Here is a 25,957-nt window from a genome sequence, read left to right on the forward strand (position 1 = left end):
CGGCCCAATCTGGGAATGACGATGAAAACTAGCAGCCTCTACAGCATCACCCCCAACCTCCCTACCGAAACACTCGTGCTCAACAGCTACGAAACCTTCTCTTCCGTTCGAACCCTATTGCTCAACCTGTCCAACGACCTCACCGGCGAACACCGTGACGTGGCCCTGGCCATCCATCAATTAAGCGAACTCGGCGTACAACTCGTAGGCCAAATGATGGACCGCGAAGCCCCCGTAGCCCGAGCCTAAGACGCGGTCAGTGTGGGAGCTGGCTTGCCTGCGATGCAGACAACTCGGTCTATCAGTTGGACCGAGGTGATGCCATCGCAGGCAAGCCAGCTCCCACATTTGACCCCGTTGCTTGAGGGGCTGGTTTACACCCCTTGGCTACGCAACCAACTCATCAACTGCGGTAACGGAAACGCGCCACTCTGGCGTGCCACCTCACGGCCGTTCTTGAACAGAATCAAACTCGGAATCGAGCGAATCCCCAGCTGCGCGGAAAGCTGTTGATTAGCCTCACTATCAAGCTTGGCCAATCGGCACTTGCCCTCCAACTGCCCAGCCGCCTGCTCAAACACCGGCGCAAACGACTTGCACGGCCCGCACCACTCAGCCCACACATCCACCAGCAACGGCAGGTCGCCCTTGATCTGGCTGGCGTAGTCGCCTTGTTTCAGCTCGAAAGGCTTGTTCAACAACACAGGCTGCTTGCAGCGCCCGCATTTAGGCGCATCATCCAGGCGCTCGCCGGGGATGCGGTTGAGACCGTTGCAATGCGGGCAGGGGATTAAAAGAGGTTCGGACATGGTGGGCTCCTTAGGTACGGCCAATAGACTGTATTTGGAGCCAGGTCCGGGGTTTATCAAGATGCGCAGGCAGTGACTCATCCGCTCACAGTTTGCCCGTGTCGATGCGAGGCCCAGTATCTAGGCTGTTCGAGCGTGTTCTGTTTTGCGCCATCTGTCTGTTTGCGGCTATCGCAAATTGCGATAGCCAGGAATCGGGTTTAACCTTCATAGCAAGATGCGATAAGGATGTTGCATGCGAGTGATCACTGAGAAAAGGATTTGGGAAGCAAAGGAAAAGTGGCCGCGTTCAGCAACAGCGTTGGACCAGTGGTATCGGCTAATGAGGCGAAACACTCCCAAAGACTTCGCTGCGATGAAAGCCACGTTTCCCGCCACGGATAAGGTCGGGGAGTTCCACGTATTCGATATCGGAGGCAACAAGCTGAGGTTGATCGCTAGCGTGGAGTATCGGACGCAGCGCGTTTACATCAAGTATCTGCTTGATCACCGAGATTATGAGAAAGACAAATGGAAGGAAAAGATAAAATGAGCGCGCTTATGCGAGTAGCGGCCGAACACTGGCAGTTTGTTTCACCCGTGATGCGCAAACCAGAAAACGAGTCGGACTACGACGCGCTGGTGTGTGGCTTGGACGAGTTGTTGAGCCTGATCGGTGAAAACGAAGACAGCCCGCTGATGAGCCTGGTGGATATTCTCAGTGACTGGATCGAGGCCTACGACCATGAGCACCGTCCAATGCCGGTCGCCAGTGGTGTTGATGTGCTGCGATACATGATGCGCGAACACGGTCTCACTCAGAGCGACTTACCCGGAGTGGGGGCGCAATCTGTCGTCTCTGAGGTATTGAGTGGCAAACGTAAGCTCAACCTGCGGCAAATTCGTTGGTTGGCCGAACGTTTTGGCGTAACGGTCGAAACCTTCATTTAGTGCCGTTCTGATCGTTCCCACGCAGAGCGTGGGAACGATCATCTTACGACGAGCAACTAATCTCCAAATGCTTGCCCCAGTCCGGTGGCCGCTGGGCGTATTGCTCCATCCCGGGCTGTTCTTCAAACGGTTTGGAAAGCGCTTCATGCAGCCGGCGCACTTCGCTGTAGTCGCCTGACTCGGCAGCCGCGATGGCGTTTTGCGCCAGATAGTTGCGCAGGATGTACAGCGGGTTAACCGCGTGCATGCGGTCACGGCGTTGCTCTTGGCTGTAATCGCCATCCCGTGCGACGCGAGCCTTGTACTGTTCGGCCCAGGCATCGAAGCCGGCGAGGTCGACAAAGTCATCGCGTAAGTGCGCCACGGCCAGTGCCGCCGACTCATCACCCAGGCGGCGGAAGAACAGCGTGTAATCCACGCCACTGTTCTGCATCAGTTTCAGCAAGCGTTCCACCAGTGGCTGGTCATCGTCTTCGGCGGTGGTGAGCCCCAGGCGGCGGCGCATCAGGTCCAGGTAGTGCGCCTGATACAGCGGCAGGTACAGGCCAAGGGCTTCTTTTAAGGCATCCACACTGATAAACGGCGTCAGCGCCTGGGCCAGCGCGCTGAGGTTCCACTGCCCAATCGGCACCTGATTGCTGAAGGAGTAGCGCCCTTCATGATCGGAGTGGTTGCAGATGAAGTGCGCGTCAAAATCATCCAGAAACGCAAACGGCCCGAAGTCGAAGGTGATGCCCAGGATCGACATATTGTCGGTGTTCATCACCCCGTGGCAGAAGCCATAGGCCTGCCATTTGGCGATCATTTCGGCATTGCGCTCGACGATTTCGCGGAACATTGCCAGGTACGGCTCGGGCTGTTCGCGGCACTCGGGGTAGTGCAGGTTAAGCACGTGTTCGGCCAGTTCAGCCTGCTGTTCGGGCTTTTTGGTGTAGTAGAAATACTCGAAATGCCCAAAGCGGATATGGCTGTGAGCCAGGCGCAGCACCATGGCGCCGCGCTCCTGTTTCTCGCGCCACACCGGTGTGTCGGAGCCAATCACGCACAAGGCGCGGCTGCTCGGGATACCCAGTGCATGCAGGGCTTCGGAAGCGAGAAACTCACGAATCGAGGAGCGCAACACCGCACGCCCATCGCCCATGCGTGAGTACGGCGTCATCCCGGCGCCCTTGAGGTGCAGGTCCCAATGCTCGCCAGCCTGGTTGTACACCTCGCCCAGCAACAACCCCCGGCCATCGCCTAGTTGTGGGGTATAGCCGCCGAACTGGTGCCCTGAATAGACCATCGCCCGCGGCTCTGCTTCGGCCCACAGTTTGTGCCCGCCAAACAGCTCGGCAAATACCGGCGTTTCGGCCACGGCCGGGTCGAGGTCGAGCAAGGCCATGGCGGCATCGCTCGCCACCACAAGGCGCGGCGCGTCGAGAGGCTCCGGCAGTACGTGGGTTGAGAACGCGTCGCCCAGGCGTGCGAAGCGGTTGTCGAAGGTCAGTTCGTCGAGGGCTTTCACCGGCCATCTCCAGCAGAATGTCCGAGCATTCTGCTGGGGATAGGGCGTTTAGTCGAGTTTGCTCGGCGGCGGCTCTTGCACGCCGCCGTCGTTGGCGGGTTTGGCCGGCGTGTCGACTTCCACCAGTTTGTATTCCTGGCCGTGAAGGTTCTTGAGGTAGACCTCCATCTGGCGGAACGAGATGTTGATGTGGTGGTTCTTGAACTCGCGGTTGATAAAGCGGTTCACCTCGTCGATCACCGGGTTACGGTCACCGAGGTCGCGCACGTGCATGCGCAGTTCGTGGTCGAGGGTGCTTTCGCCGAAGTTGAGGAAGTACACATGGGGTTCCGGCTCTTTCAGCACGCGCGGGTTTTCGCGCGCGGCCTTGAGCAACAGTTCCTTCACCAGATCCAGGTCGGAGCCGTAGTCCACGCCCAGCTTCAGCGTCACGCGGGTGATGGTGTCGGTCAGCGACCAGTTGATCAATTGCCCGGTGATAAACGTCTTGTTCGGAACAATGATGTCTTTGCGGTCGAAGTCGGTGATCGTCGTGGCGCGGATACGGATCTTGCTCACCGTGCCCGAGAGGTTGCCGATGGTGATGGTGTCGCCGATGCGTACCGGGCGTTCGAACAGGATCATGATGCCGGAGATAAAGTTGGCGAAGATCTCCTGCATCCCGAAGCCCAACCCCACCGACAGCGCCGCCACCAGCCATTGCAACTTGTCCCAGCTCACGCCGAGGGTGGACAAGGTGGAGACGAAACCGACGCCGGCGATCACATAGGACAGCAAGGTGGTGGTGGCATAGGCGCTGCCTTGGGCCAGGTCCAGCTTGGACAGCACCAGTACTTCGAGCAAACCGGGCAGGTTGCGCGCCAGGGCGAAGGTGATGCCGACGATGATCGAGGCGCCGAGCAAGTCGCCGATGCTGATCGGCACCATGCTGATATTGGCGCCGGTGCCGCTGGTGTATTCGTAGAGGGTCACGTTGTCCAGGTAGGAGAACACGGTGATCAGGTCTTTCCACACCCAGTACAGCGCGGCGATAAAGCCGCCGAGCAAGGCCAGGCGGATCAGGCGCATGGACTGTTCGTTGACCTGTTCGATGTCCAGGGTCGGCTCTTCGATCACCGCTTCGCCATCGCCGGCCTCTTTGGCGGCCTGGCGTTTGGCCAGGGCGCGGGCATAGGCCAGGCGCCGTGCAGCAACCCCGAGGCCGCGTACAAACGTCGCCTCGATGACCAGCCAGAACATCAGCAGGTACAGGGTGTTGATCAGCCGGTCGCTGAGTTTGAGCGCGGTGTAGTAGTAGCCAAAGCACACCGCGATAAACAGCGCGACGGGCAGGGCGGTAAATACCAGGCCCACAGCCTTACGGAACAATGAGGCTTTTTCGTGGGTCGGGCTGTGCAGCAGCAGGCGGCCCAGTAGCCAAGCCATCAGCGCGTAGCAGGTCAGCACCACGCCGATGCCCAGCACGTCGTCGGCCAGAGCGGCCGGCTGGTGTTCGGCGATGGCCACCACGGCGACCAGGGCCAGCACCACCAACCCAAGCTTGCGGATCCAGCCCTGGAGGAATTCGACCTGGGGTTTTTCCCAGCGGAAATGCAGTTCGGCCACGCCGCCCGGCGCGAGAATCCGGTAGGCGGTGTAGAACACCAGCCACGCTTGGGCAATCAGCAGCAGCGCCGCGCCCAGGTTGGCGTTCTGCCCACGGGCGTCGATTTGCAGCGCGTAGCCACACAGTGCCAGGCCCAGGGATACGGGCATCGCCAGCAGGATATTGATCAGAATTGCCTGCGGCGTGTGCCACTGGCTGTCGCGCTTGAAGTGGCCGATGTCCAGGTGAACCTTGTTAAGGCGCTGGTACAAGGCCTTGCGCCGCCACAGCAGTGCGCCAATCAACAGCAGCAATGGCAAAAACAGCAACGGACGCTGGGTCAGGCCGTCATACAGTTCACTGACGCTGGAAGCCCAAGGCAGGGTGGTGACTTGTTTGCTCAGGTGCGCCGGTACGGTTTCCAGCCACTCAGTGTCCAGCGGCTTGTTGCTGGGGATCCAGAACATCTGCTCGTCCAGCGTCGCCCGCAGGTTGGTGGCGGTGCTGAGCAGTTGCTTCTGGTTCAATTGCAGGGTGATGGATTCGTTCAGCAGCGCGCTCAGCTCACGGCTCAGGCGCTCCAGCAAGTCACTGCGGGTGATCGCCAGCTCCAGCAGCGTCCGGCGCAACTGTGGTGTAACGTCATCCGGCGGCTGGTCGGCGAGCAATTTATCCACATAGGTGCTGGGCGGGTTGATCAGCTCGCGCTGCTGGTTGACCTCGAACTGGTACAGGCGAATGTTGGCGATGTCGTCCGCCAGGTTGCGGTCGACCGTGAGTTGCGGCAACGCCTGCTTCTGTTTGTAGAGGATTTTGGACAGCAGCAGGCTGCCTTTGAGCACGTTGATCTGCTCGTCCAGAGCCGAGTCGCTCTGGGTGACGGTGTCCAATTGTTGCTTGGTCTGCAGGTTTTTCTGGGTCAGGTCGTTGAGGCGGTCAGTGCTTTTAAGCAAATAGTCGGAAAGTTTCAGGTTTGCCGCGCTTTCCGTGGCCAGCAGGCTGCTGCCGCCGGCCTTCTGTGCTTCGATGGATTGTTGGGTAACGGTCTGCTGGGACTGGGCCAGGCGTTTCTGGTTGATCAGGGTTTGCAGGTCCTGAATCTCTTGTTCCAGGCGCGAGGTTTTTTCCATCGCCAGGTCATGCTGGCTGTTGCCCAGGTCTTGCAGTTGGCTGTTGCCGGCCAGTTCCTGGCGACGCAGCGGTATCAGGGCATTGAGGGCTGCGAGTTCGGCGTTCAGTTGGTTGCGTTGGTCGCCGCTGAGGCTCTTGCCGTTGTCTTTGCCGGTTTTGAGAATCGAGTTGATCTGCTGGATGCGCGTCTGGCTGCTGCTGATTTCAGTCTGGGCGCGCTCAGGACGGGTCTGGGCAGCGATACTCAGGCTGTTGGCGTCGGCCAGTTCTTTTTGCAGGTCGCCTTGTTGGGTGGTGCGCTGCACCAGCAATTGCTCAAGTTGCGATACCGGCAGCGTGGCGTAACGCTGGGCCACGGGAATAACTTTAGTGGCCTTGAGCCGCACCAATTCACGCTGGTTGTCGGTGGTCTGGCGCGGAGCGTCTGCCAGCTGGCGCTTAAGGTCGGCCAGGCGCTGCTCGTAATCCTGCTTGTTGCCCAGGTAGGTCAAGGTCTGCTGCAGGATGGTCTGCAGCGCCTTCATGTCGGCGTCGGGCAGCTTGCGGTCGGGCAGCTTGTCCAGGCTTTGCTGGATGGCATCGGTGCTGGGCGCGTCGGCGGCGTAAACGTTGCCCACACAGAGGGTCAGGCCCAGCAGGGCAGTGGCTAAAAAGGTGCGCAGTAGGGTCATGGATACCGGTCGAGCAAGCTAAAGAGGCTGGTGGCGTGGTGCCGTAGCCTCGCAGTTTAGAGGAAGAGTCCAGGGCCTGGACGACTTCCTTCGGGGAATTTGACGCCGACTTTTCCGATCTTGTTCCCGTCCATGACCGCGACGGTCCAGATTGTGTTGTTCCACTCCACCTGGTCGCCGACGATGGGCGCGCCGCCGACCTTCTGGGTGATGAAGCTGCTGAGCGGCATGTCCGGGTCGATGCCGTCGAGCTTGAGCCCGTACAGGGCCGAGACCGCGCCCAGCTGGGCGTCGCCTTCGAGCACGAAGTCGCCGAAAAAGCGCAGGTCGAGGCCGCGTTGCGGTGCCTGGCTGAACAGCTTGCCGAGGGCCGGCAGGTTGTGTTCGTGGCCGATCACGCAGAGTAAATCGTCGACTTCGAGCACCGTACTACCCGACGGATGGAGCAGTTGCTGGCCACGGAACAGCGCGGCGATGCGCGTGCCTTCGGGCATTTTCAGCTCGCGCAGGGCGGCGCCGATGCACCATTTCTCCGCGCCCAGGCGGTAGACGAACAGCTCCCACTCGCTGGTGACGTGTACTTCCAGCGCCGCGCGGGAGATAGGCGCCGGGTCCGGCGGTACGGTGACTTTCAGCAGCTTGGCCACCCACGGCAGGCTCGTGCCTTGCACCAGCAACGAGACCAGCACGATAAAAAACGCGAGGTTGAAGTACAGCTGCGCGTGCGGCAGGCCAGCCATCAACGGGAACACCGCCAGAATGATCGGCACCGCGCCGCGCAGGCCGACCCAGGCGATAAAGGCTTTTTCGCGACCGTGGAAGGCCTTGAACGGCAGCAGGCCGACCATCACCGACAGCGGCCGCGCAAACAGGATCATCCACAGCGCCAGGCCCAGCGCCGGCAAGGCGATGGGCAGCAAGTCATGGGGCGTGACCAGCAGGCCCAGCACCAGGAACATGCCGATCTGTGCCAGCCAGGCCATGCCGTCGAGCATATGCAAAATGCCATGACGGCTGCGCACCGGGCGGTTGCCGATCACCAGGCCGCACAGGTAAACGGCGAGGAAACCGCTGCCGTGCAGGGCGTTGGTCAGGGCGAACACCACCAGGCCGCCGGCGATCACCAGGATCGGGTACAGGCCGGTGGCCAGGTTGATGCGGTTGACCATCTGCAGCATCAGCCAGCCGCCACCCAGGCCGACGATGCCGCCGATGCCGAATTCGCGGATCAGGTGAGTCAGCAGGCTCCAGTGCAGGCCAGTCTGGCCGCTGGCGAGCATGTCGATCAGGGTGACGGTGAGGAACACCGCCATCGGGTCGTTGCTGCCGGATTCGATTTCCAGGCTGGCGGTCACCCGTTCGTTCAGGCCCTTGCCGCCCAGCAGCGAGAATACGGCTGCGGCGTCTGTGGAGCCAACGATGGCGCCGATCAACAAGCCCTGGATGATATTGAGGTCAAACAGCCAGGCGGCCGCCATGCCGGTGAGGCCGGTGGTAATCAACACCCCCACTGTGGCCAGCGACAATGCCGGCCAGAGTGCCACGCGGAAACTCGCCACCCGTGTGCGCAAACCGCCGTCGAGCAGGATGACGGCCAATGCGAGGTTGCCCACCAGATACGCGGTTGGGTAGTTATCGAAGATGATGCCGCCGCCATCGACGCCGGCGACCATGCCCACGGCCAGGATGATCACCAGAATCGGGATGCCTAAGCGCGAGGAAAGAGAACTCACCAGAATGCTCGCACCCACCAGCAACGCGCCGATCAAGAACAGGCTGTTGATGGTCGTCGCATTCAAAGGCAGTACTCCAGAACTGGGAAGACAGGGCGCAAACTGACCATGCAGTCTGCGTGCCAGCGATTCTAACCTGTTGAATTGCTGTGCTGTCAAAAAGCTTTTGTGGGCGCCGCTGATCAAATGTGGGAGCTGGCTTGCCTGCGATAGCCATAAGTATCTACACAATCGGTGGGCTGTTGTGGCGAGCAGGCTTGTCCTGCGTTGGGCTGCGAAGCGGCCCCAGTAAAGGCACTGCAATTTTCCTGAAAGAACTCAGCGTCTGGGTTTGGGGCTGCTTCGCAGCCCAACGCAGGACAAGCCTGCTCGCCACAGGAGAAATTGGCTGCCTTCAAAAGTTGTGTGGATACCCATGCTGCGATAGCCATAAGTATCTACACAACCGGTTAACACGAAGTCTGTGGCAGGCGGGCTGTTGTGGCGAGCAGGCTTGTCCTGCGTTGGGCTGCGAAGCGGCCCCAGTAAAGGCACTGCAATTTTCCTGAAAGAACTCAGCGTCTGGGTTTGGGGCTGCTTCGCAGCCCAACGCAGGACAAGCCTGCTCGCCACAGGAGAAATTGGCTGCCTTAAAAGTTGTGTGGATACCCATGCTGAGATAGTCATAAGTATCTACACAACCGGTTAACACGAAGTCTGTGGCAGGTGGGCTGTTGTGGCGAGCAGGCTTGTCCTGCGTTGGGCTGCGAAGCGGCCCCAGTAAAGGCACTGCAATTTTCCTGAAAGAACTCAGCGTCTGGGTTTGGGGCTGCTTCGCAGCCCAACGCAGACAAGCCTGCTCGCCACAGGAGAAATTGGCTGCCTTAAAAGTTGTGTGGATACCCATGCTGAGATGGCGGTGTATCAGTCACTGGGGGTATTGACTGTTAGATGGCTATCGCAGGCAAGCCAGCTCCCACAAGGGATCACCGGTGCCAATTAGAGCCTGAAGCGCCCCACCATCCCATTCAGGTCTACCGCCAAGCGCGACAACTCACTGCTCGCTGCACTCGTCTGGCTGGCGCCGGTCGCCGATTGCACTGACAAATCACGAATGTTCACCAGATTACGGTCCACTTCCCGTGCCACTTGCGCCTGCTCTTCGGCCGCGCTGGCGATCACCAGGTTGCGTTCGTTGATCTCCACAATCGCGGTGTTGATGGTGTCCAGCGACATCCCCGCGCCTTTGGCGATGTTCAACGTCGACTCCGCACGTTCGGTGCTGTTGCGCATCGAGTCCACTGCATGCTCGGTGCCGGTTTGAATGCTGCCGATCATCCGCTCGATCTCGCTGGTCGACTGCTGGGTGCGATGGGCCAGGGCGCGCACTTCATCGGCCACCACCGCAAACCCACGACCGGCTTCACCGGCACGCGCCGCTTCAATCGCGGCGTTCAGCGCCAGCAGGTTGGTCTGATCGGCCAGGCCACGAATCACGTCGAGCACTTTGCCGATATCGCGGGACTCATTGGCCAGGTCGCCAATCAAAGTGGCCGTGGCTTGCACGTCGCCGCTCATGCGCTCGATGGCGCTGACGGTTTCCTGCACCAGGTCACGGCCGTCACCAGCAGAGGTGGTGGCCGCGCGTGAGGCTTCGGAGGTGCTCACCGCATTACGTGCCACCTCTTCGACGGCGCTGGTCATCTCGTTGACGGCGGTGGCAGCCTGTTCGATTTCGTTGTTCTGCTGGGTCAGGCCACGGGCGCTTTCGTCGGTGACGGCGTTCAGCTCTTCGGCGGCCGAGGCGAGTTGGGTGGCGGAGCCGGCGATGCGCTGCAGGGTGTCGCGCAGCTTGTCCTGCATCTTGGCCATGGCGGCCAGCAGGCGGCCGGCTTCGTCGTTGCCATCTACCTTGATCGGGCGCGTGAGGTTGCCTTCGGCGACTTCTTCGGCCGCTTCCAGGGCCTGGGCGATGGGCACGGTGATGCTGCGGGTCAACAGCCAGGCGAACAGCAGGGTCAGCGCCGTGGCAATGATCAGCAGGCCCACTACCAGCTTAAAGGCCATATCGTATTGGTCTTTGGCTTCTTGGTTGGTGGCGCTGGCCATCTGGTTGTTGATGTCCAGCAGGCGCGTCAGCACTGCGTTGACTTGCTCGGAATTGCTCAGCAATTCGGTGTTGAGCATGGCGCGCAGCTCATCGATCTGGTTGGCGCGCGACAGGCTCTTCATGCGCTCCTCGATCTGATGGTACTGGCCGAGCAAACGCACGTACTCGTTGTAGGTGGTGCGTTCTTCGCCGCTTTCGATGAGTTTTTCGTAGACGCCCTGGGCAGCACGGATCTGCTGGTTACGCAGCTCAAAAGCTTCCAGGGTCTTTTGCTGCACGTCCGGCTCGCGGTTGGTGAGCAAGCGGTACGACAGCACGCGCAGGCGCAATGTCAGCTGGGTGAATTCGTCGAGGGCGCGAATGCTTGGCACGCTGGACTCGGTGATGTCTTCGGTGGCTGCGCGAATCTTGCTCATCTGGTTCAGCGCGAACACACCGAGAAACAACATCAGCGCGCCAATAAACGCAAAGCCAAGAAAGGCCCTCGGAGCGATATTCATATTACGAAGAGACATGCGGGAGTCCTGGGGAGAAGCGCGATCCGTGCGGCCATGAGACGAGGTGTGCATTGCGTATCGGCCATGCGACTAAAGTCTTAAGGGGGCGCGCGCTTTTGTCGCATCTGACGAGGGGTTGGACGGATTCAGGAACCAGATCGGGTAAATGCAGTCACTAAGGCTCAAAAGTGCGGCCCGGCCCTTAAAAATCGGGCTGCCTGCCGGGGATATCCCTGGCATCCGAGGTGAATTTTCTTTATCGTCACCGCCCTTTGAAAAGCCCGAGAAATCAAAATGTTAGAAGCATCCCTCAGCCAGCTGGAACAGCTGGTCACTGACCTCGTACAACAAAACCAGGACCTGCTCGGCAGCAATGAATCCCTGAAGGCAGAACTGGCGCGCGCCAAGGACGAAAACGACAGCCTGCAACTGAACCTGATGGAACAGGAAGAAAAGCACGGCGCCACCGCCGCGCGTATCCAGGCGCTGGTTGAGCGCGTGAGCGCAGGGCCTGTCGGCGCATGAATGAAGGGATAAAGGTCGTTTCGATTCTCGGAGAGGATTACTCGATCAAGGCGCCGCAAGGGGAAGATCAGACCCTGATGCACGCCGTGACCATGCTCAAGGCTTCCCTGGCCACCACCAAGAAAAAGTACCCGACCCTGATCGGTGACAAATTATTGGTACTGGCCGCGCTGAACCTGTGCGCCGAGCAGATCGACATGCAAAAGCACCACCAGCAGGAACTCGACCGTTACCAAGAGCAAGTCAGCGCCACGGTCGAAGTGATTTCCAAGGCGATCGGAACGCCTTAGAACCACGCGTCCTGCATGCCCAGGCACGTGTCATCGCGTGCCTCCAGAATCGCCAGTTCATGATGGCAGCTCGGTACTTCCCAGGTCAGGAAGTACCGGGCGGCCTGGAGCTTGCCTTTGTAAAAGGCTACATCGGCCGCATTGCCCTTGGCCAAGCCTTCCTCGGCGCGAATCGCCTGTTCCAGCCAGCGCCAGCCAATTACCGTGTGCCCGAACACCTTCAAGTACAGCGCCGAGTTTGCCAGGCTGCTGTTGACCTTGCCGTGGGCGAGATCCGTCAACAGGCCAATCGTCACGCTTTGCAGGCGATTGACCAGTTGCTCCAGCGGTTCGCGCAGTTCAGTCAGTGACGGGTATTGCTGAGCCCGAGCGCCGGTTTCGGCGATCAGGCGGGTCAGTTGCTTCAAGCCCGCGCCGCCGTTTTGCGCAAGCTTGCGCCCGAGCAAATCCAGGGACTGAATGCCGTGGGTGCCTTCGTGGATCGGATTCAGGCGGTTGTCGCGGTAGTACTGCTCCACCGGGTATTCGCGGGTGTAGCCGTGGCCGCCGAGGATCTGGATCGCCAGTTCGTTGGCCTTGAGGCAAAACTCCGAAGGCCAGGACTTTACGATGGGCGTGAGCAGGTCGAGCAACTCGTGGGCGTGCTTGCGCTCGGCTTCAGTTGCCAACGTGGTGGTGTCGTCAAACAACCGGGCAGCGTACAGGCCCAGGTCGAACGCGCCTTCCACATAGGCTTTCTGGGTCAGCAGCATGCGCTTGATATCGGCGTGCTGGATGATCGAAACCGGCGCGGTGCTGGGGTCTTTGCTGTCGGGCAGGCGACCTTGCGGGCGTTCGCGGGCGTATTCCAGGGAATAGAGGTAGCCGGCGTAACCCAGCATCACCGCGCCCATGCCCACGCCGATGCGCGCCTCGTTCATCATCTGGAACATACAGCTCAAGCCCTGGTGCGGTTTGCCCACCAGATAGCCGACACAGTTGCCGTTATCGCCGAAGTTAAGCGCCGTGGACGTAGTGCCACGCCAGCCCATCTTGTGGAACAGACCGGCCAGCAGCACGTCATTGCGTGCCCCCAGGCTGCCATCCTCGTTGACCAGGAATTTGGGCACGATAAACAGCGAAATGCCCTTCACCCCAGGCGGCGCATCCGGCAGCTTGGCCAGCACCATGTGCACGATGTTTTCCGACAGCGGGTGGTCGCCGCCGGAGATGAAGATCTTGTTGCCCTTGAGCCGATACGTGCCGTCAGCGGCTGGCTCGGCACGGGTACGAATATCCGACAGCGAAGAGCCTGCATGCGGCTCGGTAAGGGCCATGGTGCCGAAGAAGCGACCTTCGATCATCGGCTGCAGGAAGCGTTGTTTTTGTTCCTCGGTGCCGAAGCTTTCGATCAGGTTGGCGGCGCCCATGGTCAGGAACGGGTAGGACGTTGAAGCGGCGTTAGCCGACTGAAAGTGCGCGAAACAGGCTTGGGACAGCAGGGTAGGCAGCTGCATGCCACCGGCTTCGAAACTGCGGGCAGCGTTCAGAAAGCCCGCTTCCAGAAAAGCGTCCACGGCGGGTTTGACTTCCGGGATCAGGATCGCCTGGCCGTCTTCAAAGCGCGGTTCGTTTTCGTCGTTTTTGCGGTTGTGCGGCGCGAAGTACTTCTCGGCAATGCTGCGCGCCGTGCTGATGGCAGCGTCGAAGGTTTCGCGGTTGTGTTCGGCAAACCGCTCGCGCTGGGTCAGGCCCTCGGCATCGAGGACTTCGTACAGCTCGAAAGCCAGATTGCGGGAACTGAGCAGCGTCTCGGACATGGCGGCTTACCTTTGAAGGGAATGGCCTGAGTCTAAGTGCGCGAATAGAGGCTGGATAGCAAGATTGATTTGCGTGATGCAGCGGCAGAACGAGATCGGAAGGTGGAGCGCGCGCGATCGTTCCCACGCTCCGCGTGGGAATGCCTCTTGTGACGCTCCGCGTCACGCTTTGGGACGCAGAGCGTCCCTGGCTGCATCCCCACGCAGAGCGTGGGAACGATCAGTGGTGGTTAACCGATAGTCATCAGGCTGGCATTACCACCCGCCGCAGCCGTGTTAACGCTCAACGCCCGCTCGATCACCAGGCGCTCCAGCGCAATCGCCGTCTCACCTTGCGACAAGCCATGCACCCCAACAATCGCGCCACCACGCTGCGCCACTTGCTGGCACACCGCACGCAGTTGATCGGAATCGCCGTGGTGCACGACCGCGTCGAACACCACCTCGTCCTTGGTCCAGTCAGCCACACGCTTGATCTTCGCCTGAACTTCCCGCGACAGGCGTGGGAACAAGGCTTTGGTCAAGTCAGTTTCCGGCCATACCGCCGAACCGCCAACAGCCAATACCGCCGCCAGTTGCGTCAGCAGGTCGCCTTCCACTTCCGCCAGGCACAACACGTGCTCGCGGGGCAGGATGGCGTAGCTGTTGCGCTCGCCGGTCGGGCCGGCCAGTTGGCGGGTGATACCGCTTTGCGATTGTGCGGCGAACTGGCTGCACAGGGCGCTCAGGTCGCTGAGCTTATTGCTGTCGGCCCAGGTTTTGAGGGCGGTCAGCGGTTGGCTCATGGCATCACGCAGACGCACATCCGGTGCAGCGAGCTTGTCGCCGCGCACGAAGGATTGCTCGATGGCATCCGTAGGGCGCGTCGACAGCAGGCGGTACAGGTACAGCGGGCCGCCCGCTTTCGGGCCAGTACCCGACAAACCTTCGCCGCCGAACGGCTGCACGCCGACCACGGCACCGACGATGTTGCGGTTCACATAGACGTTACCGGCATGCACATTGTCGATCACCTTGGCGATGGTCTCGTCGATGCGCGTGTGTACGCCCAGGGTCAGGCCGTAGCCGGACGCATTGATCTGCGCGATAAGCTGGTCGATCTCTTTGCGCTTGTAGCGCACCACGTGCAGTACCGGGCCGAAGATCTCGCGTTGCAGCTCGTCGAAGCTTTCCAGCTCGATCAGGGTTGGCATCACGAAGGTGCCGCGCTTGATCTCTTCGCCGTCGGCGATTGCCACCTGGTACACATTGCGGCCTTTGTCGCGCATGGCCTGGATGTGTTTCTCGATGCCAGCCTTGGCTTCGGCGTCGATCACCGGGCCGATATCCACCGATAAGCGCTCCGGGTTGCCCAGGCGGCATTCAGCCATGGCGCCCTTGAGCATTTCGATCACACGGTCTGCCGAATCTTCCTGCAGGCACAGTACGCGCAGGGCCGAGCAACGCTGACCGGCGCTGTCGAAGGCCGAGGAAACGACGTCGATCACCACTTGTTCGGTGAGCGCCGAAGAATCGACGATCATCGCGTTCTGGCCGCCGGTTTCGGCGATCAGCGGGATTGGGCGGCCCTGGGCATCCAGGCGCCCGGCGACATTGCGTTGCAGCAGGCGCGCCACTTCGGTGGAACCGGTGAACATCACGCCTTTGACGCGATCATCACCGACCAGGCGGGCACCGACGGTTTCGCCCTGGCCCGGCAGCAGTTGCAGCACGCCTTCGGGGATACCGGCTTCGAGCAGGATACTCACGGCTTGTGCCGCCACCAATGGGGTTTGTTCGGCCGGCTTGGCCAGTACCGGGTTACCGGCGGCCAGTGCCGCAGCAACTTGACCGCTGAAGATTGCCAGCGGGAAGTTCCACGGGCTGATGCACACCACCGGGCCCAATGGACGATGGGCGTCATTGGTGAAATCGTTACGCGCCTGTACTGCGTAGTAGCGCAGGAAGTCCACGGCTTCACGCACTTCGGCGATGGCGTTGGCGAAGGTCTTGCCGGCTTCACGGGCCAGCAGGCCCATCAGCGGCTGGATCTCGCCTTCCATCAAGTCGGCAGCGCGCTCCAGGATGGCGGCGCGTTCGGCGGGCGGGGTGGCCTGCCAGATCGGACCGGCGTTGATCGCGCACTGAATCGCATTGTCGACGTCTTCAACCGTGGCTTCTTGCACGTGGCCGACCACGTCACGCAGGTCGGACGGGTTCAGCACCGGTGCAGCGGCTTCATTACTGGAAGCGCAGCCCAGCATCGGCGTAGCTTTCCAGTCGTTATGCGCGCTGGCCAGCAAGGCGCAAGACAGCGATGCCAAGCGGTGTTCGTTGGCCAGGTCGATACCGGCCGAGTTGGCGCGGTCGCTGCCATACAGGTCACGCGGCAGCGGGATACGCGGGTGCGGCAGGCCGAAGCCGCCTTCCAGCGTGGCCATCTGCTCGATGTTGGCCACCGGGTCGGCCACCAGCTCCTGAATCGAGATGGTGTGGTCGGCAATGCGGTTGACGAATGAAGTGTTGGCGCCGTTTTCCAGCAGGCGACGTACCAGATAAGCCAGCAGTGTTTCGTGGGTGCCGACCGGAGCGTACACGCGGCACGGACGGTTCAGCTTGCCATCGGACACTTTGCCTACAACCTGCTCGTACAGCGGTTCACCCATGCCGTGCAGGCACTGGAACTCGTACTGGCCAGGGTAATAGTTCTGACCGGCGATATGGTAGATGGCCGACAGCGTGTGGGCGTTGTGCGTGGCGAACTGTGGGTAGATGACTTCCGGCACCGACAGCAGTTTGCGTGCGCAGGCAATGTAGGAAACGTCGGTGTACACCTTGCGGGTGTACACCGGGTAGCCTTCCAGGCCTTCGACCTGGGCGCGCTTGATTTCGCTGTCCCAGTACGCGCCTTTTACCAGGCGGATCATCAGGCGATGGCGGCTGCGGCGCGCCAGGTCAATGACGTAGTCGATCACATACGGGCAACGTTTCTGGTACGCCTGGATGACGAAACCGATGCCGTTCCAGCCGGTCAGTTGCGGCTCGAAGCACAGGCGCTCGAGCAGGTCGAGCGACAGCTCCAGGCGGTCGGCTTCTTCGGCGTCGATGTTCAGGCCGATGTCGTAGTGCTTGGCCAGCAAGGTCAGCGACAGCAGGCGCGGGTACAACTCGTCCATCACGCGCTCGTACTGCGCACGGCTGTAACGCGGGTGCAGTGCCGAGAGCTTGATGGAGATGCCCGGGCCTTCATAAATCCCACGGCCGTGGGAAGCTTTGCCGATGGAGTGAATGGCTTGTTCGTACGAGGCCAGGTACTTCTGGGCGTCGTGTTCGGTCAGCGCGGCTTCACCGAGCATGTCGTAGGAGTAGCGGAAACCCTTGGCTTCGAACTTGCTCGCATTGGCCAGGGCTTCGGCAATGGTTTCGCCGGTAACGAACTGCTCGCCCATCAGGCGCATGGCCATGTCCACGCCCTTGCGGATCATCGGCTCGCCGCTCTTGCCGATAATGCGGCTCAGGGACGAGGTCAAGCCCGCTTCGTTATGGGTGGCGACCAGTTTGCCGGTCAGCAACAGGCCCCAGGTGGCGGCGTTAACGAACAGCGACGGGCTGTTGCCCAAGTGCGGGTGCCAGTTGCCGGTGCTGATCTTGTCGCGGATCAGCGCGTCGCGGGTGCCTTTGTCCGGGATGCGCAACAGCGCTTCGGCCAGGCACATCAGCGCCACGCCTTCCTGGGACGACAGGGAAAATTCTTGCAGCAGACCCTGAACAATCCCGGCACGGCCGCCGGCGCTCTTTTGGTTGCGCAGCTTTTCGGCAATCGAGGCGGCCAGCTTGTTGGTGGCCTCGGCCATTGGCTGCGGCAGGCGGGCCTGCTCAATCAGCATCGGCACCACTTCCGGCTCCGGGCGGCGGTAAGCGGCGGTGATCGAGGCGCGCAATACCGATTGCGGCAGGATGCTTTCGGCAAATTCCAGGAAGCACTGGTGGGCGTGGTCCGGTTGCACTTCGCCTGCGTCTTCAGCGTCCTTGCTGCCCGAGCCATTAAGCTCGGTCAGGGTTGCACCACCCTCGAGTTTCTCCAGGTAATTGAAAATCGCCTGCTTGATCAGCCAGTGCGGCGTGCGATCAATGGAGGTCGCGGCCGCCTTGAGGCGTTCGCGGGTCGGGTCGTCGAGTTTGACCCCAAGGGTGGTCGTTGCCATCTTTTTATCCTCATGGGTGCCACTACCGAGTGGCATCTGCTGGCGGCAAGATTAGCTTTGCGCATGCAGAGGTGCAACCGGGTGCAACCCAAATTGTTCAGGAATTTTTCGATCGTGATCGGGAAAAATTTCGGCCCACGACAAAATGCGCTGTGTCTTGGTGCGTTTGCTTCTGAGATCGGCTGTTCTTGCTCCGAAAAGGAGCAAAAAACCGGTATTTCCACGAAAACACCCTGAGGTGCAACTTATTCTCAAGAAACTGGTTGCACCTTATTTACTTTGTTGAATAGCATTCGCGCCCAAGGTGCAACCACTCGCAAGGGTCGGTTCATCGGCTGGCGGCTTTCCTGGGGAAACGTCAGTCATAAATGCGCGGCTCGCCGTTTCGTCTACCCGTTACCAATGGGTGGCCGTCTGCCAGACCGCTGCTACATAAAAACAAAGCCAGGGCGTCACTCCTATGAGCGTTAGCAATCCAACCCTGATCACATTCGTGATCTACATCGCAGCAATGGTGCTGATCGGCTTGATGGCCTATCGCTCCACCAACAACCTTTCTGATTACATCCTCGGCGGTCGCAGCCTCGGTAGCGTGGTCACGGCTCTATCGGCCGGCGCTTCGGACATGAGCGGCTGGCTGTTGATGGGCTTGCCGGGCGCGATCTACATGTCCGGCCTGTCGGAAAGCTGGATTGCCATTGGCCTGATCGTCGGTGCCTACCTCAACTGGCTGTTCGTGGCCGGTCGCCTGCGGGTGCAGACCGAGCACAACGGTGACGCCCTGACACTGCCGGATTACTTCTCCAGCCGTTTCGAAGATAAAAGCGGCCTGCTGCGGATTATCTCGGCGGTGGTGATCCTGGTGTTCTTCACCATCTACTGCGCTTCCGGCATCGTGGCCGGCGCCCGTCTGTTTGAAAGCACCTTCGGCATGTCTTACGAGACCGCACTGTGGGCCGGTGCTGCGGCGACGATTGCCTACACCTTCATCGGTGGTTTCCTGGCGGTGAGCTGGACAGATACCGTACAAGCCACGTTGATGATCTTCGCGCTGATCCTCACGCCGATCATCGTGTTGTTGGCCACCGGTGGTGTGGACACCACGTTCCTGGCGATCGAAGCCAAGGACCCGACCAGTTTCGATATGCTTAAAAACACCACGTTCATCGGCGTTATTTCGCTGATGGGCTGGGGCCTGGGCTACTTCGGCCAACCGCACATCCTCGCGCGTTTCATGGCGGCGGATTCGGTGAAGTCGATTGCCAAGGCGCGTCGTATCTCCATGACCTGGATGATTCTGTGCCTGGCAGGCACCGTGGCTGTGGGCTTCTTCGGTATTGCTTACTTCTCCGCGCATCCGGAAGTGGCAGGCCCTGTGACCGAGAACCCTGAGCGCGTGTTTATCGAGCTGGCTAAAATCCTGTTCAACCCTTGGGTTGCCGGGGTTCTGCTGTCGGCCATTCTGGCTGCGGTGATGAGCACCCTGAGCTGCCAGTTGCTGGTGTGCTCCAGTGCCCTGACCGAAGACTTCTACAAAGCTTTCCTGCGCAAGAATGCCTCCCAGCTTGAGCTGGTATGGGTCGGTCGCCTGATGGTGCTGTTGGTGGCCCTGATCGCTATCGCCATGGCTGCTAACCCGGAAAACCGCGTACTGGGCCTGGTGAGCTACGCCTGGGCCGGCTTCGGCGCTGCGTTCGGCCCAGTGGTGCTGATCTCGGTGATCTGGAAAGGCATGACCCGCAACGGCGCACTGGCCGGTATTCTGGTCGGCGCGATCACCGTGATCGTGTGGAAGCACTTCAACCTGCTGGGCCTGTACGAAATCATCCCGGGCTTTATCTTCGCCAGCCTGGCGATCTATTTCGTGAGCAAGATGGGCGCACCGACGGCGGGTATGGTCGAGCGTTTTGATGCAGCCGAAAAAGACTACAACCTCAACAAGTAACTCGGTGGGCGTTAAGCGCCAATTGCGTTAGAAAAAAGGCCCGCATCCTTAGGATGGCGGGCCTTTTTTTTGATCGCTCCCACGCTCCGCGTGGGAATGCCACCCCGGATGCTCCGCGTCCCGCTGTCAGTTCAGCCAGCCTCCGGCTGATTGAGAAAAATCAGCACACCCAGGATCGCCATGTAGAACTTGAATGCCGCTTCCTGGCCATTCCACTGATGGGACTGCCACATCAGAAACCACTCACCGCCCACCACCATAAAACCAAAGAACCACACCACAAAGCCGAGGGCCAGGCCGGCGGTTGCGCCTGCCTTGGCGCGGTTGAATTCGGCGCCGCCCGCGTGCCGCGCACGCCACAGCGACAGTGCGCCACGCGCCAGCAGCATGGCGGTGAGCGCTTCGCCGAGGATGATCAGCGCGTAGGCCGCATGCCACATCCATGGCGTAGTGATCGCCCGGTACATGGCGGCGTTGTTCGGGAAGGTGGTGTCCATGCTCAACACGTGTTGGACGAAGGCGAAGTTGGAGCCGTAGTCCGTGATGTTGTTGAACGCAACCAAGGTGGCGAAGGCAGCCAGGGCAAGGGTCAAGATGATTTTTGCGTAGCGGGTGGTCATGCTTTTTCCAGTGAGCCGGTGAGGAGGAGCTATAACGCTAGCACGGCCTTGGTGTGCCTTCGACGCCAGATACATGAAGAATCGGGCACCCAGAGTGTAGGAGCTTACTGATTTGCCTGTGGTGCGCTCTGGTGGGTGAAAAGCTGGTGCAGAATCCCTCGCCCAGCCCTCGCAGAGAAACACCGGATGTTCGCTCTTGCCAATCAAAGTGCCTTTAACCTGACCCTCGATGGGCAGCCCAGTGAGCTCAAGGTTCGCGGGTTTACGGGCGATGAATTTATCAGCCTGCCTTTTCGTTTTGACCTTGAGTTGGTGAGCGAACAGCCCGACCTGGACCTCGATAGTCTCCTGCACCGTCAGGCGTTCCTGGGGTTTGATTCGCAAGGGCACGGCATTCATGGCCAGGTGTGCCGGGTGGCCCAAGGCGACTCGGGCAAGCGCCTGACCCGTTACCAGATCACCTTGGTGCCGCAGTTGGCCTACCTGGAACACAGCACGCACCAGCGGATCTTTCAGAAACAAACCGTGCCGCAGATCATTGCGCGGGTGCTGGAGGCTCAAGGTATCCAGGCTGATGCCTTTGCATTTCAGCTGAGTGGGCAATACCCCGAGCGTGAATATTGTGTCCAGTTCGGCGAAACCGATTTGGCGTTCATTCAGCGCTTGTGCGTCGAGTCGGGCATTCACTATCACTTTCAGCACAGCCCCGAGCGCCACCTATTGATGTTTGGCGACGACCAAAGCGTCTTTACCCAGCCTGCTCAAGCCACCTCGTATTCAGCCGGTTCGGCACTGGTTGCCGGCACCCCTGCGATCAAGCGCTTCATCCTGCGGTTGGAGACCCGCACCACCGGTGTGAGCGGGCGCGATTACGACTTCAAAAAGCCCAGCCTGGTCCTGGAAAGCACGGCGTCCAGCGGGCAACAGCCTGCGCTGAATGAGCAGTACTATCCTGGGCACTTCACTGATCGAACCCATGGCAAGTACCTGGCGCAACGGCTGCTTGAGCGTCATCGCAGTGACTTTCGCCAAGCCAGCGGTAATAGCGACCAGCCAGCCTTGTCCACTGGGCAGTTCCTGAAGATGACCGGGCACCCTCGCCAGGAATGGAATAATTTGTGGCTGGTTACCCAGTTGCACCATTGCGGGCAGCAGCCTCAGGTCCTTGAGGAGTCTGCGCCGGACACCTACGACGATGGCGTCTCCCCCGGCTACCACAATGAGTTTGTCGTAACACCTTGGGATGTGCCGTTTCGAACGCCGCTGATTGTGCCTCGACCCCATATATCGGGCTACCAGAACGCCGTGGTCACCGGGCCTGCCGACACTGAGATCCATTGCGACGAATATGGTCGCGTCAAAGTGCAGATGGCCTGGGACCGCGACGGCGAACATGACGAGCACTCCAGTTGCTGGCTGCGGGTCGCCAGCGGCTGGGCGCACGACCGTTATGGTGCGGTGCTGATCCCGAGGGTGGGCATGGAGGTGCTGGTGGGTTTCGTCAACGGCGACGTGGATATGCCGCTGGTGCTGGGCTGCTTGCCCAACGCGGCTAACCTGTTGCCGCTGGATCTGCCGACGGACCAGGCCCGCAGCGTCTTTCGCAGCCAAAGCACTCCGGGCGGTGGCGGTTACAACGAACTGCGCATCGACGATCGCAAGGGCGCCGAGGAGATTTACCTGCGCGCCCAGCGCGATTGGACCCAGCACGTATTGCATGACCAGCACGTACAGGTGGATAACCAGCGTCGGCTCAAGGTGGGTGGCGAGTCGCACCATGAGCTGTTGGGTGAAGAACAGCGCATCACACACGGTAATCGCCTCGCGGAGCTCAAGCAGGATGATCATCTGGTCGTCGGTGGCTCGCAGCAGGTGCGTGCCGGGCAGACCATCCAGATCGGCGCCGGGCAAAGCGTGGTCATTGATGCGGGCGCCAGCGTGACGATCCAGGCGGGAGGGCAGTCGATCACGCTGTCGGCCGCCGGAATTTTCAGCAGTGTGCCGATCCAGATTGGCGGTGCGCCTGCTGCCGTGCCGATGCCGCTGATGCCGGGTATTACCGAAAAATTGTCAGCGGTTATCCCGGCACCGCTCAGCCGCGTACAGATTGCGAGCCTTAAGCGCAGTGCGCCGTTCTGCGAAGAATGTGAGCGCTGCAAGAACGGCCAATGTGATATCCCCGGACACCCTGAACCTTAAAAGGAATTTACCCCGATGCCTCAGCCCATGGTTCCCAGCGCCTGGCTTGCACAGTGGCCGCTACAGCCCGATGAACACCTCTACGCAGTGTTGGGCAGCGCCAGCGAAGCCAGGCCGCTTAAGGCGTGGCAAACCCTGGCGCCGGGGAAACTGCTGCAATCAAGCTGGGCAGGCACGGCTTATGCCGATTGGGAAGGCGTCATGCCTTATGTGGGCATTGTTGAGCCGGGCAGTGCCTTCCTGGGTTGGGTCGCCAGCGCCGAGGCAACGGACTGGGGTTGGCTCGCGGTCTCCTCCAGCCCGCCAGAGACGGTGGCTGCGCACCTGCAAAGCCTGACCAAAGTGCTGTTGCCGGATGAGCAAGCAGTGTTTTTACGCTTTTGGGATGGCGCTCAATGGCTGGCCATTTTGCAGAAGCTGGGCGACGAGGCGGGACGCGTGTTGCCGGTGTTTCAGCGCTACCTGATCAATGGCCAGCCGCTGGCCATCAGCACCGGTCCGGCCACTGCGGCCAAGGCCAGCCCGTGGTGGCAAGTGCCAGCTTCGCTGCTTGAGCACTTGGCAGAGCAATCGCCGCAGGTGCTGATCGGCAACCTGCTGCAATGGCTCGAAGAACAACGCCCGGACCTCTACACAGCGTTTACGCCTGCGACCTTGCGGCACAAGGTCGCCTACTTTTCGCGCAGGCCCGATATCAGCGTTCAAGCGCTGGCAGGGTATTTGGCTTCAGAGTTGAGTTGAAGCCAGCGCCTGCTGCAAGTCCTCGATCAGGTCCTCAATCGCCTCGATACCCACCGACAAGCGAATCATCTCCGGCTTTACGCCGGCCTTGGCCTGTTCCTGCTCGTTCATCTGCCGGTGAGTAGTGGACGCGGGGTGGCAGGCCAGGGATTTGGCATCGCCAATATTCACCAACCGCTTGAAGATTTGCAGGGCATCGTAGAAGCGCACGCCCGCGTCATAGCCGCCCTTCAAGCCGAATGAAAGGATCGCCGAGGGTTTGCCCTGCATGTATTTTTGCGCCAGTGCGTGGTGTGGGTGGTCCGGCAGCCCGGCGTAGCTGACCCATTCCACCTCGGCGTGGCCTTGCAGAAATTGCGCAACCTTCAGCGCGTTTTCGGTATGGCGCTCCATGCGCAAGGCCAGGGTTTCCAGGCCTTGCAGCAACAGGAACGCATTCATCGGCGCTAGCGCTGCGCCGGTGTTGCGCAACGGCACGGTGCGGGCGCGGGCGATGAAGGCGGCGGGGCCGAACTTTTCCGTGTAGACCACGCCGTGATAGGCCGGCTCCGGTTGGTTGAGGCCGGGGAATTTTTGCGGGTATTGGGTCCAGGGGAAGGTGCCGCTGTCGACGATCACGCCGCCCAGGGAGTTGCCATGGCCGCCCACGTATTTGGTGACCGAATGCACCACGATGTCGGCGCCGAACTGAATCGGCTTGCACAGGATCGGCGTGGCCACGGTGTTATCCACCATCAGCGGTACGCCGCGCGCATGGGCGACATCTGCCAGGGCTTGAATGTCGATAATATTGCCCGCCGGGTTGCCGATGCTTTCGCAGTAGACCAGCTTGGTGTTGTCGTCGATCAGTTCGGCGATGGCTTGGGCAGAGTCGTCGCGGGCGAAGCGCACGTCGACGCCAAAGCTTGGCAACAGGTGGGCGAACAGGGTGTAGGTGCCGCCGTAAAGCTGCGGCGTGGTGACGATATTGTCACCCGCTCGGGTCAGGGTCTGGATCGCATAGTGGATCGCCGCGCTGCCGGCCGACACGGCCAGGGCGGCGATACCGCCTTCAAGGGCAGCGATACGCTGCTCCAGCACGTCATTGGTGGGGTTCATGATGCGTGTGTAGATGTTGCCGGGCACGTCCAGGTTGAACAGGTCGGCGCCATGCTGGGCGTTATCGAACTCGAAGGCGACGTTCTGGTAGATCGGCACGGCCACGGCCTTGGTGGTCGGGTCCGACTTGAAGCCGTGGTGCAATGCAATGGTGGCGTCTTTCATGATGCGGGTTGACCTCCTTGGATTCCAGAGTTGCCCCCAAGGCAATGTGGGAGCTGGCTTGCCTGCGATAGCATCACCGCGGTGTAGGGGTAATACCGCGGCGATGCTATCGCAGGCAAGCCAGCTCCCACAGCAGGCATAGATTGTTTTCGGTGGTGCGCCTGCCTTTGCGACATAAGCACCGCCCGACACGCAGCCCTGCACCTTTGCCGCCGTAGAAGGTAAACTTCGCCCCCTGCGCAGGAGCAACCATGAATTATCGTCACGCCTTTCACGCCGGCAACCACGCCGATGTCTTCAAACACCTGACCTTGACCCGCCTCATCGCCCTGATGTCGCGCAAGGAGCAGCCGTTCGCCTACCTCGACACCCACGCCGGGATTGGTCTGTACGACTTGCAGGGCGACCAGGCCAACCGCACCGGCGAATACCTGGAAGGCATTGCGCGCCTGTGGGGCGAAAGCGACCTGCCGCCACTCACCGCCGACTACATGCGCGTGCTGCACGAGATGAACCCGGACGGCCAGCTGCGCTACTACCCAGGCTCGCCGGAGCTGGCGCGCCGCCTTACGCGGCCCCAGGACCGTGTGTTGCTTAATGAGAAGCACCCGGAAGACGGTGTACTGCTCAAGGACAACATGAAGGGCGACCGCCGGGTCAAAGTGCACTTGGGCGAAGGCTGGCATGTGCCACGTGCCTTGCTGCCAGTGCCGGAAAAACGCGCGTTGATGCTGATCGATCCACCGTTTGAACAGCTCGATGAGATGCAGCGCTGCGCGGCGTCCCTCAAGGAAGCGGTCAGCCGCATGCGCCAGACCGTCGCGGCGATCTGGTACCCGGTGAAAGACCAGCGCATGTTGCGTCGTTTCTACCAGGACCTGGCCGGCACCGGCGCGCCGAAGTTGCTGCGCGTGGAATTGCTGGTGCATCCGTTGGACACGCCCAACACCCTGACCGGCTCGGGCCTGGCGATTGCCAACCCGCCGTGGGGCCTGGAGGAAGAGTTGCGTGAGCTGCTGCCGTGGTTGTCCAAGAAACTTGGCCAGACCCAGGGTGGGTGGCAGATGGATTGGCTCATCGCTGAGTAACTGATCGCCTGTGACTGATCGTTCCCACGCTCCGCGTGGGAATGCATCTTGTGACGCTCCGCGTCACGCCTCAAGAGCGGACGCAGAGCGTCCCTGTCGGCATTCCCACGCGGAGCGTGGGAACGATCATTATCGGTGTTGCCCTCAGATCGGGCAGGTCACGCCTGTACCGCCGATCCCGCAATAGCCTTGCGGGTTCTTCGCCAGGTACTGCTGGTGGTACGCCTCGGCGAAATACACCGTCGGGGCTTCTTCGATTTCCGTGGTGATCACACCCAGGCCCGCCTTGTAGCTGATCGTTCCCACGCTCCGCGTGGGAACGCATCTTGTGACGCTCCGCGTCACGCCTCA

18 protein-coding genes and 1 pseudogene are annotated in these 25,957 nt (G+C 60.7%); 9 read left to right on the top strand and 10 right to left on the bottom strand.

Translation table 11 applies throughout. The features are described from left to right. Positions 1 to 21 precede the first annotated feature (21 nt). Complete coding sequence (locus K0H48_RS04025; RefSeq protein ID WP_219266480.1) at positions 22 to 249, top strand: DUF6124 family protein; 228 nt, start codon at positions 22 to 24, stop codon at positions 247 to 249. A 125-nt stretch (positions 250 to 374) separates the two neighbouring features. Here K0H48_RS04025 and trxC read toward each other — a convergent pair whose 3' ends face one another. Next, positions 375 to 809, bottom strand: coding sequence for a thioredoxin TrxC (gene trxC, locus K0H48_RS04030; RefSeq protein ID WP_219266481.1), 435 nt, complete (start codon positions 807 to 809; stop codon positions 375 to 377). 235 nt (positions 810 to 1,044) lie between these two features. Here trxC and K0H48_RS04035 point away from each other — a divergent pair, with 235 nt between their 5' ends. Continuing rightward, on the top strand, positions 1,045 to 1,341 hold the full coding sequence (locus tag K0H48_RS04035; protein ID WP_219266482.1) for a type II toxin-antitoxin system HigB family toxin: 297 nt from the start codon (positions 1,045 to 1,047) through the stop codon (positions 1,339 to 1,341). Next, a complete protein-coding gene (locus K0H48_RS04040) occupies positions 1,338 to 1,739 on the top strand; it encodes a type II toxin-antitoxin system HigA family antitoxin (RefSeq protein ID WP_219266483.1) in 402 nt (133 codons plus the stop codon). The genes K0H48_RS04035 and K0H48_RS04040 overlap by 4 nt, the downstream gene beginning before the upstream one ends. A gap of 43 nt (positions 1,740 to 1,782) precedes the next feature. Here the strand turns inward: K0H48_RS04040 and selO are convergent, their stop codons facing one another. The 4 genes from selO to K0H48_RS04060 all read right to left on the bottom strand — a co-directional run bounded on the left by selO (position 1,783) and on the right by K0H48_RS04060 (position 10,970). Then, a complete protein-coding gene (selO, locus tag K0H48_RS04045; RefSeq protein WP_219266484.1) occupies positions 1,783 to 3,246 on the bottom strand; it encodes a protein adenylyltransferase SelO in 1,464 nt (487 codons plus the stop codon). Between the two features lie 48 nt (positions 3,247 to 3,294). Next, positions 3,295 to 6,633, bottom strand: coding sequence for a mechanosensitive channel MscK (gene mscK / locus K0H48_RS04050; protein ID WP_219266485.1), 3,339 nt, complete (start codon positions 6,631 to 6,633; stop codon positions 3,295 to 3,297). 56 nt (positions 6,634 to 6,689) lie between these two features. Continuing rightward, positions 6,690 to 8,432 (bottom strand): potassium/proton antiporter, encoded by a 1,743-nt coding sequence (locus K0H48_RS04055; protein ID WP_200431732.1) that lies wholly within the window; start codon positions 8,430 to 8,432, stop codon positions 6,690 to 6,692. A gap of 912 nt (positions 8,433 to 9,344) precedes the next feature. Further along, positions 9,345 to 10,970 carry a methyl-accepting chemotaxis protein gene (locus K0H48_RS04060; protein ID WP_219266486.1) on the bottom strand — a complete coding sequence of 542 codons (1,626 nt, stop codon included), beginning with the start codon at positions 10,968 to 10,970 and terminating at the stop codon, positions 9,345 to 9,347. Positions 10,971 to 11,246: 276 nt separating this feature from the next. Here K0H48_RS04060 and K0H48_RS04065 point away from each other — a divergent pair, with 276 nt between their 5' ends. Together K0H48_RS04065 and K0H48_RS04070 are read left to right on the top strand one after the other, a co-directional pair. Then, a complete protein-coding gene (locus tag K0H48_RS04065; protein WP_138817172.1) occupies positions 11,247 to 11,477 on the top strand; it encodes a hypothetical protein in 231 nt (76 codons plus the stop codon). Further along, entirely contained in the window at positions 11,474 to 11,767 is a 294-nt protein-coding gene (locus K0H48_RS04070; protein WP_017138531.1) for a cell division protein ZapA, read from the top strand. Before K0H48_RS04065 ends, K0H48_RS04070 begins: the two co-directional genes overlap by 4 nt. Here K0H48_RS04070 and K0H48_RS04075 read toward each other — a convergent pair. Both K0H48_RS04075 and putA read right to left on the bottom strand, forming a co-directional pair. Then, complete coding sequence (locus K0H48_RS04075; RefSeq protein ID WP_219266487.1) at positions 11,764 to 13,566, bottom strand: acyl-CoA dehydrogenase; 1,803 nt, start codon at positions 13,564 to 13,566, stop codon at positions 11,764 to 11,766. The two genes, K0H48_RS04070 and K0H48_RS04075, sit on opposite strands and share 4 nt — an antisense overlap. A 230-nt stretch (positions 13,567 to 13,796) precedes the next feature. Then, on the bottom strand, positions 13,797 to 17,750 hold the full coding sequence (gene putA / locus K0H48_RS04080; protein WP_219266488.1) for a trifunctional transcriptional regulator/proline dehydrogenase/L-glutamate gamma-semialdehyde dehydrogenase: 3,954 nt from the start codon (positions 17,748 to 17,750) through the stop codon (positions 13,797 to 13,799). Between the two features lie 460 nt (positions 17,751 to 18,210). Between putA and putP the strand changes: the two genes are divergently transcribed. Beyond that, a complete protein-coding gene (gene putP / locus K0H48_RS04085) occupies positions 18,211 to 19,695 on the top strand; it encodes a sodium/proline symporter PutP (protein WP_219266489.1) in 1,485 nt (494 codons plus the stop codon). 131 nt (positions 19,696 to 19,826) lie between these two features. On the opposite strand, the gene K0H48_RS04090 is transcribed toward putP, so the two are convergent. Beyond that, positions 19,827 to 20,315, bottom strand: coding sequence for a DUF2165 family protein (locus K0H48_RS04090; RefSeq protein WP_219266490.1), 489 nt, complete (start codon positions 20,313 to 20,315; stop codon positions 19,827 to 19,829). Positions 20,316 to 20,501: 186 nt separating this feature from the next. Between K0H48_RS04090 and K0H48_RS04095 the strand changes: the two genes are divergently transcribed. Next, positions 20,502 to 22,514, top strand: a complete 2,013-nt coding sequence (locus K0H48_RS04095) for a type VI secretion system tip protein VgrG (RefSeq protein WP_219266491.1) — start codon at positions 20,502 to 20,504, stop codon at positions 22,512 to 22,514. Positions 22,515 to 22,529: 15 nt separating this feature from the next. After that, complete coding sequence (locus K0H48_RS04100; RefSeq protein WP_219266492.1) at positions 22,530 to 23,255, top strand: DUF4123 domain-containing protein; 726 nt, start codon at positions 22,530 to 22,532, stop codon at positions 23,253 to 23,255. Here K0H48_RS04100 and K0H48_RS04105 read toward each other — a convergent pair. Next, positions 23,241 to 24,518, bottom strand: a complete 1,278-nt coding sequence (locus tag K0H48_RS04105; RefSeq protein WP_219266493.1) for an O-acetylhomoserine aminocarboxypropyltransferase/cysteine synthase family protein — start codon at positions 24,516 to 24,518, stop codon at positions 23,241 to 23,243. The genes K0H48_RS04100 and K0H48_RS04105 overlap by 15 nt on opposite strands. Before the next feature lie 251 nt (positions 24,519 to 24,769). Here K0H48_RS04105 and K0H48_RS04110 point away from each other — a divergent pair, with 251 nt between their 5' ends. Further along, positions 24,770 to 25,606, top strand: coding sequence for a 23S rRNA (adenine(2030)-N(6))-methyltransferase RlmJ (locus K0H48_RS04110; protein WP_017138523.1), 837 nt, complete (start codon positions 24,770 to 24,772; stop codon positions 25,604 to 25,606). A 144-nt stretch (positions 25,607 to 25,750) separates the two neighbouring features. On the opposite strand, the pseudogene K0H48_RS04115 reads toward K0H48_RS04110, so the two are convergent. Then, positions 25,751 to 25,894 (bottom strand): annotated as a pseudogene (locus K0H48_RS04115) (peptide-methionine (S)-S-oxide reductase); the annotation flags it as partial. Between the last annotated feature and the right edge of the window lie 63 nt (positions 25,895 to 25,957).

The sequence above is a fragment of the Pseudomonas sp. Xaverov 259 genome (assembly GCF_019352915.1).
Taxonomy (GTDB): domain Bacteria; phylum Pseudomonadota; class Gammaproteobacteria; order Pseudomonadales; family Pseudomonadaceae; genus Aquipseudomonas.